Origin of the sequence: Achromobacter insuavis (genome assembly GCF_902859645.1) — a bacterium.
Taxonomy (GTDB): domain Bacteria; phylum Pseudomonadota; class Gammaproteobacteria; order Burkholderiales; family Burkholderiaceae_B; genus Achromobacter; species Achromobacter insuavis.
Window position 1 is genome coordinate 18,344 of the sequence record NZ_CADIJR010000034.1, and the last position, 14,676, is coordinate 33,019.

Genomic DNA, 14,676 nt, shown 5'->3' on the forward strand with positions numbered 1-14,676 from the left:
CCCGGAACGCCCGTTTCACGGCCGTCCGGCGGCCGCGAGACAGCCAGTGCAACCCGGCTGATGTAGCATACGGACACTATGCCAATTAACGTACCCATAATTCTGACGTGGCTGCGGATAGCCATGATTCCGCTGGTGGTAGGGCTGTTCTACCTGCCTGAAAGCTGGTTGTCCGTGCCGGTGCGCGATACCTTCGCCGCCTGGGCGTTCATCATCGCCGCGCTGACCGACTGGTTCGATGGCTGGCTGGCGCGCCGCTGGAACCAGACGTCGGCGTTCGGGGCGTTCCTGGATCCGGTGGCGGACAAGCTGATGGTCTGCGCCGCGCTGATCGTGCTGCTGGACCTGAGCCGCGTCGACGCCTTCATTTCGCTCATCATCATCGGCCGCGAAATCACCATTTCGGCGCTGCGCGAGTGGATGGCCAAGATCGGCGCCAGCGCCAGCGTGGCGGTGCACCGGCTGGGCAAGTTCAAGACCGCCGCGCAGATGGTGGCGATTCCGTGCCTGCTGTACAACCAGCCGATCCACGGCATTTCCACCAAGATGCTGGGCGACGTGCTGATCATCGTGGCCGCGGTGCTGACGGTCTGGTCGATGCTGTATTACCTGCAGCGCGCCTGGCCCGCGATCCGCGAGAAAGCGCAGTAAACCACGGCGGCCCGGCTCGCGCCCGGGGCCGTCGGGACAGACCAAGAGCGATGCCGGCGGGGCAAAGACCGCGACCGGCCCGGCCATGCGCCGCATTCGCCAAAGGGACAACGCCGGCCAGGCCGGACGTTGCTGGAGACAACCCGCGAGCCGCCCCGGGGCGGCCGCCTTTCGCCGCTGCCCGCGGCCTTGCGCAATGACTACCGCTGCATCCAACCTGGCCTCGGACGCCGCCGTCCGCCGCCGCGACTGGCAGATCATCCTGCTGATCGGCGTGGCCCACGCTTCGTCGCACTTCTTCCAACTGGTCCTGCCGTCGCTGTATGTGTCGCTCGGCAACGAGTTCGGGCTGGATTTCGCCCGTCTCGGCCTGCTGGTGTCGACCTTCTACGTGGTCTCGGGCATCGGCCAGGCCTCGTCCGGCTTCGTGGTGGACCGCATCGGCGCGCGGCCGGTGTTGTGGTTCGGCCTGTCGTGCTTCGTGCTGTCGGGCCTGCTGATCGGCTCGGCCACCGGCTACACCATGCTGATGGCGGCCGCCGTGGTCGGCGGCATCGGCAATTCGGTATTCCACCCGGCCGACTATTCCATCATCAACCACCGCATCACGGCGCCGCGCCTGGGCCACGCTTTTTCCGCCCACGGCCTGACCGGCAACCTGGGCTGGGCCCTCACGCCCGTGTTCATGACCTCGATCACGCTGCTGGCCAACTGGCGCGTGGCGGCCTACAGCGCCGCCGCGCTGGTGGCCTTCGTGCTGCTGCTGACCGTGCTGGGCCGCCACCTGCTGGGCGGCGCGGAGCCGGCCCAGGCGGACGACGCCAAGGCTGGCGCGCGCGCCGTGCCCAAGCCGCAGGAGGGCGTGCTGACGACCCTGGCCACGCTGCTGTCCAAGCCGGCGCTGTGGGGCGCGTTCCTGTTTTTCGCCTGCACCTCGATCGCGCTGTCGTCGGTGCAGAACTACACCATTCCGCTGCTGGGCCAGCTGTACGACCTGTCCAAGGTGGCGGCCAGCTCGGCGCTGTCCGGCTACATGGTGGCGTCGGCGGTGGGCATGGCGGCCGGCGGCTTCCTGGTGTCGGCCAATCCGCGCACCGAACGCACGGTGATGGTGGCGCTGATCCTGGCCGGCCTGACGCTGGTGGTGCTGGCGCTGGGCCTGGTGCCGGCGCTGTTCGCCGCGCCGGTGGTGGCGCTGGCCGGTTTCTGCTCGGGCGTGGCCGCGCCGTCGCGCGACATGCTGATCCGGCGGGTGACGCCGAAGGGCTCGACCGGCTCGGTCTATGGCCTGGTGTATTCCGGCATGGACGTCGGCTCGGCGCTGGGGCCGCTGGCCTTCGGCCTGCTGCTGGACGCCGGCCTGCGCCAGGGCCCGTGGATCGGCGCGGGCGTGGCGTTCACCGCCGCCGCGCTGCTGGCGCAGTGGATCGCGGTGCAGGCGCGCCGGGCGGATCCCGCCGCCGCGGTGCCGGCGCGTTCCTGACGCCGAGCGTCGTCGCATCAAGCAGAACGCCGCCCTCGGGCGGCGTTTTTTCTTGGGCGCGGCGGATCCGCCATCGCCCGCAAAGGGGCGCTGGTCGCGGCCGGATCAGCCGCGCGCCTCGATATGGGCGGCGATCGCGCGGCCGATGTCCTCGGTGCGGGCCTGGCCGCCCAGGTCGGGCGTGCGCGGGCCGTCCTTCAGGCAGTGCTCGATGGCCGCCAGGATGGCGTCGTGCGCGTCCTGGCTGCCCAGGAACTGCAGCATCAGCGCGCCCGACCAGATCATGGCGATGGGGTTGGCGATGCCCTTGCCGTAGATGTCCGGGGCCGAGCCGTGCACCGGCTCGAACAGCGAGGGGAAGGCGCGTTCCGGGTTCAGGTTGGCCGACGGCGCGATGCCGATGGTGCCGGTGCAGGCCGGACCCAGGTCCGACAGGATGTCGCCGAACAGATTGGACGCCACCACCACGTCGAAGCGCTGCGGCTGCAGCACGAAGCGCGCGGCCAGGATGTCGATGTGCTGCTTGTCGGTCTTGACGTCCGGATACTGCTGGCCGACGGCGTCGGCGCGCTCGTCCCACCACGGCATGCTGATGGCGATGCCGTTGCTCTTGGTGGCGATGGTGAGCTGCTTGCGCTGGCGGCGGTTGGCCAGCTCGAAGGCGTAGCGCATGACGCGGTCGGTGCCGTGGCGGGTGAAGACCGATTCCTGGATCACGATCTCGCGCTCGGTGCCGGAGAACAGGCGGCCGCCCAGGTTGGTGTATTCGCCCTCGGTGTTCTCGCGCACGATGAAGAAGTCGATGTTGCCCGGGCGCTGGCCGGCCAGGGGGCAGGGCACGCCCTCGAACAATCGGACCGGACGCAGGTTGATGTACTGGTCGAATTCGCGGCGGAATTTCAGCAGCGAGCCCCACAGCGAGACGTGGTCCGGCACCGTGGCGGGCCAGCCGACCGCGCCGAAGAAGATGGCGTCGTAGCCCTGCAACTGTTCCTTCCAGTCCGCCGGCATCATCTCGCCGTGCTGCGCGTAGTACTCGCAGTTGGCCCAGGGGAAGGTGTCGATCTGCAGCGTCAGGCCGAAGCGGCGGGCGGCGGCCTCGACGGCGCGCAGGCCTTCGGGCAGGACTTCATTGCCGATGCCGTCGCCGGCGATGGCTGCGATTTTGTGGACGTGGGACATGGAGAGGGACCTGAAAAGGGAAGGGGAAAGGGCGTCCCGCGCCGCGCCATCGGGCGCGTTGCGGGGGATGGCAGCCATGGTAGGCGTGCCTACAGTCCATCTACAATGACCCGTCGCGTGAAATGAATATGCACGAATCATGAATAATGACCTGCTGCCCGCCGACCTGCGCGTCTTCAACGCGGTGGTGCGCGCCTCCAGCTTTTCCCGGGCCGCCGAAGACCTGGGCATGTCGGCCGCCTACGTCACCAAGCGCATCCGGCTGCTCGAAGCCAGCCTCGGTACGCCCCTATTCCACCGCACCACGCGCCGCGTGGTGGTGAGCGAGGCGGGCGAGCGCGTCTACCACTGGGCCCAGCGCATCCTCGACGACGTCGATCACCTGGTCGAGGAGGTCGGCGTCACGCGCCGCGAGCCGCGCGGGCTGCTGCGCATCTGCAGCAGTTTCGGCTTCGGGCGGCGGGTGGTGGCGCCCGCGCTGTCGGCGTTCGTGTCGCGCCATCCCGCGGTGCAGGTGCGCTTCGAGGTGTTCGACCGGCTGGTCGACGTGGCGGCCGAGGGCTACGACCTGGACGTGCGGGTCGGCGACGACATCGCGCCGCACGTGATCGCGCGCAAGCTCGCGGCCAATCACCGGTTGCTGTGCGCGGCGCCGTCGTACCTGGCCGAGCGCGGCGCGCCGCGCAAGCTGGACGATCTGGCGGCGCACGATTGCCTGGTGATCAAGGAGCGCGACCATCCCTTCGGCGTCTGGCGCATGCGGCGCGGCGAGCGCGAGCACACCGTCAAGGTGCGCGGGCCGCTGTCGGCCAACAATGGCGAGATGGTGGTGCAGTGGGCGGTGGACGGGCGCGGCATCATCCTGCGGTCGGCCTGGGACGTGGGCCCGCTGATCGCCGCCGGCAAGCTGGTGCCGGTGCTGCCGCAGTACCGCCAGGAGGCCAACATCTGGGCGGTGTACCCGGCGCGGCTGAACGCCTCGGCCAAGGTGCGGGTGTGCGTGGATTTCCTGGAGGCGCATCTGCGCCAGCTGGATGCTGGCGTCTGACAATTGAACCCCGCGCCGGACACCGCGCGGCGACAGGCCGGCCTGCCCGGTTTGCGTCAGGTCAAGCCTCCATGGCGGGGCGCGGCAGGGCGCCGGCGCGCTTGACGCATCGCAAGCCGCCTGGCGGCCCGCTCCGCTGTAATGACCTTGAGAACGACAAGGTTATTCAACAGGAGAAAGCCATGAGAAAGAAGCACGCGATGCTCGCGGCGGGTGTCGTCATTGCGCTGTGGGCGGGCCAGGCGTCGGGCGCGCCGCGGCAGGAACCGATCCAGCCGATCGAGGCGGCGGTGATCAAGGACCCGGCCAAGGTGGAGCTGGGTAAGAAGCTGTTCTTCGACCCGCGCCTGTCGCGCTCCGGCGCGATCTCCTGTAATTCCTGCCACAACCTGGGCATGGGCGGCTCCGACAACCTGAAGGCGTCGATCGGCCACAAGTGGCAGCAGGGTTCGATCAATTCGCCGACGGTGCTCAATTCCAGCCTGAACATCGCCCAGTTCTGGGACGGCCGCGCCAAGGACCTGCGCGAGCAGGCCGGCGGCCCGATCGCCAATCCGATGGAAATGGCCTCCACCCATGAACTGGCGGTGCAGGTGCTCAATTCCATTCCGGGCTACCGCGCCGAATTCAAGCAGGTGTTCGGCAAGGACGACATCACCATCGACGAGGTGACCGGCGCGCTGGCCGCCTTCGAGGAAACGCTGGTGACGCCGAACTCGCGCTTTGACCAGTGGCTCAAGGGCGACGACAAGGCGCTGACGGTGAAGGAGCTGGCCGGCTACACGCTGTTCAAGAACAGCGGCTGCGTGGCGTGCCACAACGGCGTGGCGGTGGGCGGCAACTCGTTCCAGAAGATGGGGCTGGTGGCGCCGTACCAGACCGACAACAAGGCCGAGGGCCGCGCCGCCGTCACCGGCAAGGATGCCGACCGCTTCAACTTCAAGGTGCCGACGCTGCGCAACGTGGCGCTGACCTATCCGTACTTCCATGACGGCGAGGCCGCCACGCTGACGCAGGCGGTGGACGTGATGGGCCGGTTGCAGCTGGGCCGCACCTTCACGCCGGACGAGAACGCGCAGATCGTGGCGTTCCTGAAGACGCTGACGGGCGACCAGCCGGCGATCCAGTATCCGCTGCTGCCGCCATCGGCGGACGATACGCCGCGGCCGGCGCCGTTCGTGAAGTAGGGAGGGGGGCGGCGCCGTCGGGGGCGCCGCCTGTGAAGGGCGTCGTTCGCCTCGGGGCGGACGACGCCTGCTTTTTTACTGGCGCACCGTGCGCACGTCGGCCGGCGGCGTCGTCTCGACGTTGCTGCGCCACGGGTTGATGTCCAGCCCGCCGCGCCGCGTGTAGCGCGCATAGACCGTCAGTTGCTCGGGCGCGCAGGCCTGCATGATGTCGGTGAAGATGCGTTCCACGCAGTGCTCGTGGAACTCGGCGTGCTGGCGGAACGAGATCACGTAGCGCAGCAGCGACTCGCGGTCGATCGGCTTGCCGCGGTAGCGGACCTGCACGCTGGCCCAGTCGGGCTGGCCGGTCACCGGGCAGTTGGATTTCAGCAGGCGCGAGCACAGGGTTTCCTCGACCACGTCGCCCGGGCGGTTGCGCAGCAGCTGCGGCGCCGGCTCGTAGGTGTCGATCTCGATGTCGAGCTTGTCTATATAGATACCGTCGAGTTCGCCCATCCGCAGTTCGCCGAAGCGCTGCGGCAGGATGAAGTCCAGCCCCACGGGGGCGCCGGCGGCGGCGCTCAGGTCGCGCTCCAGCCGGCCGCGCAACGCGGCCGAGTTGACCAGCCGGGTCTGGTTGAACGAGTTCAGGTACAGCTTGAACGACTTGGACTCGATGATGTTGGGGCTGTCGGCCGGCACCGAGAACGTGGCCATCGCCACCCGCGGCTTGCCCTTGGCGTCGAGCCAGGACAACTCATAGGCGTTCCACAGGTCGACGCCGGTGAATGGCAGCGGGCCGCTCGCCAGGTTGAGCGCCTCGCGGTTGTGGGCGCGGGCGATGGGGAACAGCAGCGAGGGGTCGTATTGCGAGACGTAGGTCACGCTCTGGCCCAGCGGGCCGTGAGACAGCGTCATGGAAAGGTCGTCGGAAAACGTGGAGATGACCGCATTGTAGGCGGTCACGAACGCTTCATTTTTCGCATCATGAAACGCCGCTCCCGGCATGTGAAAGTTCGTGCTGCGCCGCCGCGCAAGGGCATTTCACGGATGACAATTGCGTTCCGCAATGCGGAATGAGCGAAATAACTTATTGATTTATATAAATAATATTTTTCCTCTTATATAAGAGGCGCGGCCACATTGCTCCGCAGCACAGGCATAGACTTTCTCCAACGATTCACGCAATGCAACCCCGAAGTTTTCTTGCCTTTTCAGCCATAGACCAAGGAGCATGACCATGAGCAACCGCGAAACCGAAATCCGCAATCTGCAGAAAGACTGGGCCGAGAACAGCCGCTGGCAGGGCATCAAGCGCGACTACAGCGCCGAGGATGTCATCCGCCTGCGCGGCTCGATCGCCGTCGAGCATTCCCTGGCCCGCCGCGGCGCGACCCGCCTGTGGGAGCAACTGCACAGCGAGCCTTTCGTGAATTCGCTGGGCGCCCTGACTGGCAACCAGGCCATGCAGCAGGTCAAGGCCGGCCTCAAGGCCATCTACCTGTCGGGCTGGCAAGTGGCCGGCGACGCCAACCTGGCCGGCGAGATGTACCCCGACCAGTCGCTGTACCCCGCCAACTCGGTGCCGCAGGTCGTGCGCCGCATCAACAATTCGCTGACCCGCTGCGACCAGATCCAGTGGATGGAAGGCAAGAACCCGGGCGACGAGGGCTACATCGATTTCTTCGCGCCCATCGTGGCCGATGCCGAGGCCGGTTTCGGCGGCGTGCTGAACGCCTTCGAGCTGATGAAGGCCATGATCGAGGCCGGCGCCTCGGGCGTGCACTTCGAGGACCAGCTGGCGTCCGTGAAGAAGTGCGGCCACATGGGCGGCAAGGTGCTGGTGCCGACCCGCGAAGCCGTGGCCAAGCTGGTCTCGGCGCGCCTGGCGGCCGACGTGATGGGCACGCCCACCTTGCTGCTGGCCCGCACCGACGCCGATGCCGCCGATCTGGTGACCAGCGACGTCGATGACAACGACCGCCCGTTCATCACCGGCGAGCGCACCGTGGAAGGCTTCTTCCGCACCCGCGCCGGCATCGATCAGGCGATCTCGCGCGGCCTGGCCTACGCGCCGTACGCCGACCTGATCTGGTGCGAAACGTCCACGCCCAACCTGGAATACGCCCGCAAGTTCGCCGACGCGATCCATCGCCAGTTCCCGGGCAAGCTGCTGGCGTACAACTGCTCGCCGTCGTTCAACTGGAAGAAGAACCTGGACGACGCCACCATCGCCAAGTTCCAGCGCGAGCTGGGCGCCATGGGCTACAAGTTCCAGTTCATCACGCTGGCCGGCTTCCACGCGCTGAACTACGGCATGTTCGAGCTGGCCCACGGCTACGCCCGCCGCCAGATGAGCGCCTTCGTCGAACTGCAGCAGAAGGAATTCGCCGCCGCCGACCTGGGCTTCACCGCGGTCAAGCATCAGCGCGAAGTGGGCACGGGCTACTTCGACGCCGTCACCCAGACCATCGAGGGCGGCAAGTCCTCGACCACCGCGCTGACCGGCTCGACCGAGGAAGCGCAGTTCGAGCACGGCAAGGAGCAGAAGGCCGCCTGAGCCGGACGGGATTGATTTTGCAGTTGCTGTTGTAGTGCTGTTGTAGGGTGGATTCAGGGTGCCTGCGGGCACCCTCTTTTTTTGCGGCGGGGGCGGCTGGTCGCCAGCGGTTCACGCCGCGGGCGCGCTAGCGCTGCGCCGCCAGGTAGGCGCCGGGCGCCTGGCCCAGCACGCGCCGGAACGCGCTGGTGAACGCGCTCGGGCTGGCGTAGCCCAGGTCCAGCGCGACGCGGGTCACGGGCTGGCCCTGGCTCAGGCGCTCGATCGCGGTCAGCAGGCAGGCCTGCTGGCGCCAGGCGCCGAAGCTGACGCCGGTCTCGGCGCGGAACTGGCGGGTGAAGGTGCGCCGGCTCATGCCGGCCGCGGCCGCCATCGTATCCAGGTCCGCCGTGATCGACGGCGCCGCGAACAGCGCGCGGCAGGCGCGCGCCAGGCGCGGGTCGGCGGGCAGCGGCGCGTGCAGCGAGAGCGCCGGCATGGCGGCGATTTCGGCCGCCAGCAATGCCATCAGCTTGCCGGCGCGGCCATCGAGGTCGTAGAGCGCGGGCAGGTCGACGGCTTCGTCGAGCAGGTGACGCAGCAGCGGCGAGACGGCGCGGACCTGGCATTGCGCGGGCAGGCGCAAGGCCCGCGCGGCTGCGTCGGTGAGGAAGGTGTTGAGCATGGTCACCACGCCGCCCATGGTCATCTGGTGATCCATGCCCGCCGGCACCCAGCAGGCGCGTTGCGGCGGCACCAGCCAGTGGCCTGTCGGCGTGGCCACGCTGATGGCGCCGCGTGCGGCGTAGGCGAACTGGCCGCGGCGGTGGGCGTGCGGCGGGAAGGTCAGACCGGCCGGATAGTCGCAGGCCGTCACCACCACGTCGCGCGGAATGTCCTCGTAGGGATCGACCAGGGTATTGCGCATGGCCCGGATTCTACAGCGGATGACCCTATGTCGAAGGCGGGCCGGCCGCGCCGGGCCTAGGATGCCGGCATTGCCAATCGCGTCCGCTGTCCCCGGCGACGCATCGCCAGACCCCCAGGAGCCGACATGGCCAACACTTTCCATCGCGTGGGCCACGGCCCGCATCCCGTCATCGTGCTGCACGGCTGGTTCGGCGACGCGCGCGCCTTCGAACCGATCGAGCCCTGGCTGTCGGGCGCGGACTTCAGCTACGTCTTCATGGACTATCGCGGCTACGGCGGCATGCGCGAGGTGGCCGGCGAGCATTCGATCGACGAGATCGCCGCCGATGCGCTGGCGCTGGCCGACGCCTTGGGATTCGAGCGCTTCAGCCTGGTGGGCCATTCGATGGGCGGCATGGCGATCGAGTGGGTCGCGGCGCTGGCGCCCGAGCGGGTGCGCGCGCTGGTGCCGGTGGCCCCGGTGCCGTGCGGCGGCATCGCCATGGCGACGGCCACGCGCGCGCTGTTCGACGGCGCGGCCGATGACCTGGCCGCGCGTCGCGCCATCATCGACCGCAGCACCGGCGGACGCCTGCCGGCGGCGTGGGTGGCGTGGAAAGCGGCCTATTCCGCCGCGCATTCATCGGCCATGGCCTTCGCCGCCTATCTGCCCGCCTGGGTCGGGACCGATTTCAGCGACCGCATCGACGGCCGCCATCCGGTGCTGGCCCTGGTGGGCGAGCACGATCCGGTGTTCACGCCGGCGCTGATGGCCGCGACCTATGCGCGGCGCTATCCGCGCACGACGGTCGAGGTGCTGGGCAATGCCGGGCACTATCCGATGAATGAAACGCCGCTGGCGCTGGCGGCGGCCATCGAGCGCTTCCTGCGGACAGCCGCCGGGGACTGAGCGCGGCGCACGCGGCGTTGCGCGCAGTCCGCTGCCGTCAACCCGCGGCGCGCATCGCCGCCAGGCATTCCGCCAGCGGCGGCACGGTGCGCGCCAGCGCCTCGACGGCGGCCGCGTCGACCCGGTCCTGCGGCGGGATCTCGGCCAGCACCCGCACATTGCCGAAGCGTTCGATCGCCTCGCGGTTGCCGGCCGACAACGGGCCGCTCATGATCACGCCCAGCACCGGGATGGCGCGGCGCCGCAGCGCTTCCAGGCTGAGCAGCGTGTGGTTGATGGTGCCCAGGCCGCTGCGCGCGGCCAGCACCACCGGCATGCCCAGGCGCGCGATCAGGTCGATCATCATGTGGCTGTCGTCGATCGGCACGTACAGGCCGCCGGCGCCTTCGACGATCAGCGGCGCGCGGGTGACGGGCGGCACGATGGCGGTGGCGTCGATCTCGGCGTCTTCCAGCGGCGCGGCGGCCCACGGCGACAGCGGCGCCTGCAGCACATAGGCCGGCAGGTGCAGGCGCTCGGGCGGCAGCTGCGCCAGGCGGGCGACGGTCTCGGTGTCGCCCGGTTCCTCGGCCACGCCGGTCTGCACCGGCTTCCAGTAATCGGCCTGCCAGGCGCGCGCCAGGATGGCCGAGACCAGGGTCTTGCCGATGCCGGTGTCGGTGCCGGTGACGAATACGCCTTGGGCGGGGGAGTCAGTCATGTTTTTCCAGATTCCGTAGGCCAGGTGGTAGGTCACCGTGGCGCCTTGTTTGTCGAACTGCGCCAGCACCCGCCGCAACGCGGCCGCGCCCAGCGGCGCCGTGCCGGGCGCGGGCGTGGTGGCGCCGATGCCCTTGAGCGCCTTCAGGAAGTGCAGGCCGTCAGGATGATCTTGTATCAGCCGCTCGCTGTGCACGCCACCGGCCAGATCGGCCATGGCCGGACGGATGGCCCCGCTTGGCGGATACGCCGGGGTGGCCGCGGTCGCGCCGGCGGCGTCGTGGGCGGCGCGCCATTCCGCGAACGTGCCCTCGGCCAGCGTCGCCACCGCCAGGTGGCCGCCAGGCGCCAGCAGGCCGGCCAGGCGGCCCAGGCCGCCGTTCAGGTCGGCGAACCACTGCACCGCCAGGCTGGAGCAGATCAGGTCGTAGCCCCCCGGGAGGTCCCGCGGATGCTCGCCGTCCAGCACCTGGTAGCGCGCGGCGCCGGGCAGCGCCGGGCCTTCCTGGGCCCGCGCCAGCATGGCGGGGGAGATGTCGGTGACGGTCCAGTCCGCCGGCCCCAGCCGGGCGGCCAGCGCCTGCGTCAGCAGGCCGGTGCCGCAGCCGATCTCCAGGATGCGCGGACGCGGCGGCAGCGGCAGCCGCCCGATCGCATCGGCCAGCCGCTGGGCGGTGATGCGCTGGGCGGGGGCGTGGTCGTCATAGCGCGCGGCGGCGGCGCCGAAGCGCGCGCCGACCCGGGCATTGCGGCGATCGGCGCTCATGCGGCGGGCGCCACGCGGGCCAGGAAGGCGCGGATCCGCTGCGCGCACCAGTCGGTGTCGGTCAGCGGCAGCAGGTGGCCGCCGGCCTCGCGCCAGTGCAGGTCGGCGGCGGCGCCGAAGCCCGCCGTCGTCATCGGCGCGGGCGCGATCGGATCGGCCGCGCCGGCCAGCGCCAGCAGCGGCATCGGCAGCGTCGCCAACGCGGCGCGCTGGTCGGCGTCGCGCAGGATACGCAGGTCGCGCGTCAGCGCTTCGAGTTGGGGCGCGCCGAAGGCGCTGGCGTCGCCGCAGCGCTGGCGGAAATCGCGCAGCACCGCGTCGGGTTGCGCCGCCAGCCGGTTCAGCATGCGGTCCAGCATGCGCGCCGGCACGCCTTCGGGGAAGTCGTCGGCCGCGCCGAAGCGGGCGAAGCCGTTGATCGCCACCAGTCCCAGGCAGGCGGGCGGCGGTTCGCCCAGCAGGCGCAGCGCGCCCAGCGAGTGGCCGATGGCCAGCACCGGGCCGGCCGGCGCCGGCGTGCGGGCCGGCCCGAAATAGCCGGCGTCGGCCACGGCCTGCGGCCAGTCGGCCAGCGCGGCGGCCAGCGGCGCCCAGAACGCGGCGTCGAAGGCCCAGCCGTGCACGAACAGCAGGGTGGGGCGGACAGAAGCGGCGGCCGGCATCAGGCGAGCGTGGCCGTCAGGCCGTCTATCAGTTGGTCGATATCGGCGTCGCGGTGCGCCGCGCTCAGGGCGATGCGCAGGCGGCTGGTGCCGGCCGGCACGGTGGGCGGGCGGATCGCCACGGCCAGCAGGCCGCGCTGTTCCAGCGCCGCCGCCAGCGCCAGGGCGCGGGCCTCGTCGCCGACGATGGCGGGCACGATCTGGGTCGACGAGTCGCCGGTGTCCACGCCCAGGCCGCGCAGCGCCAGGCGCAGGCGCTCGCCCGAGGCCGCCAGCCGGGCGCGCTCGGCGTCCAGCGTCGGCACCAGATCCAGCGCGGCGTCCATCGCGCCCAGCACGGCGGGCGGCAGGGCGGTGGTGTAGATGAAGCCGGAGCAGGCGTTGACCAGGTAGTCGCAGAGCGCGCGCGAGCCGGCCACGTAGGCGCCGAAGCCGCCCAGCGCCTTGCTGAAGGTGCCCATGGCCAGGTCGACGCCGCCCGGCGCCAGCCCGGCCAGGCCCATGCCGGCCGGTCCCAGCACGCCGGTGGCGTGGGCCTCGTCCAGGTAGACGAAGGCCTGGTAGCGCTCGGCCAGCGCCGCCAGCCGCGCCACGTCGGCGCGGTCGCCGTCCATGCTGAAGACGCTTTCGGTCAGGATGAAGCGCACCGCGGGCGGCGCCGACGGGCCGGCGCGCGCCGCCAGCAGGGATTCCAGGTGGTCGAGGTCGTTGTGGCGGAAGCGGATCTGCCGCACGCCGGCCGCCTGGCAGCCGTGGTGCAGGCTGGCGTGGTTGAGCTTGTCGGCGTAGACCTGCACCTCGCCCTGGCCGGCGGCCGCGCGCAGCAGCGCGGGCAGCACGGCGGCGTTGGCCTGCCAGCCGGAGGCCAGCAGCAGCGCGGCCTCGGTGCCCTTCAGGCGCGCCAGCTTGGCCTCGACCTGCTCGTGCAGGTCGAGATTGCCGCACACCAGCCGCGAGGCCTGCGCGCCGGCGCCGTGGCGGGCGGCCCATTCGCGCGCCCGGTCGATCAGCAGCGGGTGCTTGGACAGGCCCAGGTAGTCGTTGCTGGAGAAGTTCAGCACCGGGGCGCCGTCCAGCGCGATGCGGCCGGCGGGCGCGGCGGCGGCGGTGCGCAGCCGGCGCCGCACGCGGCGCGATTCGGCTTGCGCCAGTTCGGAATGAAAGAGGGGATCCAGCTTGGACATGACGATTTCCTGCGGCGGCCGGCGACGGGGTGCCCCGCCCCGGAGCCGCGGCCGCGAAGCGCGCCGTCAGGCCCCCGGCCGTAGAATGCGAGCCATTGTAGTGGAGGTGAAACATGCATACCCCCGACTGGATGGCCCGGGGCCAGCCGCATATCTGGCAGCCTTACGCCCAGATGAAGACCGCGACGCCGCCGCTGCCCGTGGTGCGCAGCCACGGCAGCCGCCTGGAACTGGCCGACGGCCGCCAGCTGATCGACGGCGTGGCGTCCTGGTGGACCGCCTGCCACGGTTACAACCACCCGCACATCGCCCAGGCGGTGCGGGCGCAGCTGGACGCCATGCCGCACGTGATGTTCGGCGGCCTGACCCACGAGCCGGCGCTGACCCTGGCGCGGCGCCTGGCCGGCCTGCTGGGGCCCGGGCTGGACCGGGTGTTCTATACGGATTCCGGCTCGGTGGCGGTGGAAGTCGCCATGAAGATGGCGGTGCAGTTCTGGCTCAACCAGGGCGAGCGCGGCCGCAGCCGCTTCCTGGCCTTCCGCGGCGGCTACCACGGCGACACCTTCGGCACCATGGCGGTATGCGACCCCGACGAGGGCATGCATAGTCTGTTCCGCGGCATGCTGGCCGAGCACGACATCGTCGACCTGCCGCGCGACGACGCCGCCATGGCGCGGCTCGACGCCTTCCTGGAGACGCGCGGCCCGCAACTGGCCGGCATCCTGGTCGAGCCGCTGGTGCAGGGCGCCGGCGGCATGCTGCTGCATGAGCCCGAGGTGCTGCGGCGGCTGCGCCAGCTGGCCGACCGCCATGGCCTGCTGCTGATCTTCGACGAGATCTTCACCGGCTTCGGCCGCACCGGCACGATGTTCGCGTTCGAGCAGGCCGGCATCCGCCCCGACATCATCACGCTGTCCAAGGCCCTGACCGGCGGCACGCTGCCGCTGGCCGCCACGGTGGCCAGCAGCCGGGTGTTCGACGCCTTCTGGTCGGACGACCCCTCGCACGCCCTGATGCACGGCCCCACCTTCATGGGCAACGCCCTGGCCTGCGCCGCCGCCAACGCGTCGCTCGACCTGTTCGAGAGCGAGCCGCGCCTGGCGCAGGCGCGGGCGCTGTCGTCCGCCCTGGCGGCGGGGCTGGCGCCGTGCCGCGAGCTGGCCTGGGTGCGCGACGTGCGGGTGCTGGGCGCGATCGGCGTGGTCGAACTGGACCGGATCGACGACCGCGAGGCGCTCAAGCGGCGCCTGGTCGAGGCCGGCGTCTGGGTGCGGCCGTTCGGCAACGTGGTGTATTTGACGCCCGCGCTGACCATCGCGCCGGACGAGCTGGATACCCTGATGCGGGCGGTGGTGGCCGTGCTGCGGGCGCAGCGGCCCTGAGCCCGCGGCGCCCGCAGGCGGAGGCGCCGGCCGCCGCCGGACCCGCCGGGCGGTGTCCCGGCAAGGCGCTCCGGCCGGCTTGATCCAGGTCA

General features: G+C 70.6%; 13 protein-coding genes. 7 read left to right on the forward strand and 6 right to left on the reverse strand.

Features of this window, described 5'->3' with window-relative positions; translation table 11 throughout:
• Window positions 1-78: 78 nt before the first annotated feature.
• Together pgsA and H0523_RS17540 are read left to right on the forward strand one after the other, a co-directional pair.
• Window positions 79-651 carry a CDP-diacylglycerol--glycerol-3-phosphate 3-phosphatidyltransferase gene (gene pgsA, locus H0523_RS17535; protein ID WP_006390551.1) on the forward strand — a complete coding sequence of 191 codons (573 nt, stop codon included), beginning with the start codon at window positions 79-81 and terminating at the stop codon, window positions 649-651.
• Window positions 652-847: 196 nt separating this feature from the next.
• On the forward strand, window positions 848-2,134 hold the full coding sequence (locus H0523_RS17540; RefSeq protein WP_054431652.1) for an MFS transporter: 1,287 nt from the start codon (window positions 848-850) through the stop codon (window positions 2,132-2,134).
• A gap of 105 nt (window positions 2,135-2,239) precedes the next feature.
• On the opposite strand, the gene H0523_RS17545 is transcribed toward H0523_RS17540, so the two are convergent.
• Window positions 2,240-3,316: a tartrate dehydrogenase gene (locus tag H0523_RS17545; RefSeq protein ID WP_054431651.1), complete on the reverse strand. Its 1,077-nt coding sequence runs from the start codon at window positions 3,314-3,316 to the stop codon at window positions 2,240-2,242.
• A 139-nt stretch (window positions 3,317-3,455) separates the two neighbouring features.
• On the opposite strand from H0523_RS17545, the gene H0523_RS17550 reads away from it, so the two are divergent.
• A complete protein-coding gene (locus H0523_RS17550; protein WP_054431650.1) occupies window positions 3,456-4,364 on the forward strand; it encodes a LysR substrate-binding domain-containing protein in 909 nt (302 codons plus the stop codon).
• A 182-nt stretch (window positions 4,365-4,546) separates the two neighbouring features.
• On the forward strand, window positions 4,547-5,551 hold the full coding sequence (locus H0523_RS17555) for a cytochrome-c peroxidase (RefSeq protein ID WP_054431649.1): 1,005 nt from the start codon (window positions 4,547-4,549) through the stop codon (window positions 5,549-5,551).
• Window positions 5,552-5,626: 75 nt separating this feature from the next.
• On the opposite strand, the gene queF is transcribed toward H0523_RS17555, so the two are convergent.
• The gene (queF, locus tag H0523_RS17560) at window positions 5,627-6,451 is read right to left on the reverse strand and encodes an NADPH-dependent 7-cyano-7-deazaguanine reductase QueF (RefSeq protein WP_054431738.1); all 825 of its coding nucleotides are present in this window, start codon (window positions 6,449-6,451) and stop codon (window positions 5,627-5,629) included.
• A 322-nt stretch (window positions 6,452-6,773) separates the two neighbouring features.
• Between queF and aceA the strand changes: the two genes are divergently transcribed.
• Window positions 6,774-8,093, forward strand: a complete 1,320-nt coding sequence (gene aceA, locus H0523_RS17565) for an isocitrate lyase (protein WP_006390545.1) — start codon at window positions 6,774-6,776, stop codon at window positions 8,091-8,093.
• 127 nt (window positions 8,094-8,220) lie between these two features.
• Here the strand turns inward: aceA and H0523_RS17570 are convergent, their stop codons facing one another.
• Window positions 8,221-9,000: an AraC family transcriptional regulator gene (locus H0523_RS17570; protein ID WP_054431648.1), complete on the reverse strand. Its 780-nt coding sequence runs from the start codon at window positions 8,998-9,000 to the stop codon at window positions 8,221-8,223.
• Window positions 9,001-9,126: 126 nt separating this feature from the next.
• On the opposite strand from H0523_RS17570, the gene H0523_RS17575 reads away from it, so the two are divergent.
• A complete protein-coding gene (locus H0523_RS17575; RefSeq protein WP_054431647.1) occupies window positions 9,127-9,891 on the forward strand; it encodes an alpha/beta fold hydrolase in 765 nt (254 codons plus the stop codon).
• Window positions 9,892-9,928: 37 nt separating this feature from the next.
• Here H0523_RS17575 and bioD read toward each other — a convergent pair whose 3' ends face one another.
• Genes bioD through bioF form a run of 3 tightly spaced genes read right to left on the reverse strand, consistent with a single transcriptional unit; the run spans window position 9,929 to window position 13,202 of the window.
• Complete coding sequence (bioD, locus tag H0523_RS17580; RefSeq protein WP_054431646.1) at window positions 9,929-11,356, reverse strand: dethiobiotin synthase; 1,428 nt, start codon at window positions 11,354-11,356, stop codon at window positions 9,929-9,931.
• Window positions 11,353-12,018, reverse strand: coding sequence for an alpha/beta fold hydrolase (locus tag H0523_RS17585; protein ID WP_054431645.1), 666 nt, complete (start codon window positions 12,016-12,018; stop codon window positions 11,353-11,355). The genes bioD and H0523_RS17585 overlap by 4 nt, the downstream gene beginning before the upstream one ends.
• Entirely contained in the window at window positions 12,018-13,202 is a 1,185-nt protein-coding gene (gene bioF, locus H0523_RS17590) for an 8-amino-7-oxononanoate synthase (protein ID WP_054431644.1), read from the reverse strand. Before bioF ends, H0523_RS17585 begins: the two co-directional genes overlap by 1 nt.
• A 113-nt stretch (window positions 13,203-13,315) precedes the next feature.
• Between bioF and H0523_RS17595 the strand changes: the two genes are divergently transcribed.
• Window positions 13,316-14,584 (forward strand): adenosylmethionine--8-amino-7-oxononanoate transaminase, encoded by a 1,269-nt coding sequence (locus H0523_RS17595; protein ID WP_054431643.1) that lies wholly within the window; start codon window positions 13,316-13,318, stop codon window positions 14,582-14,584.
• Window positions 14,585-14,676 lie beyond the last annotated feature (92 nt).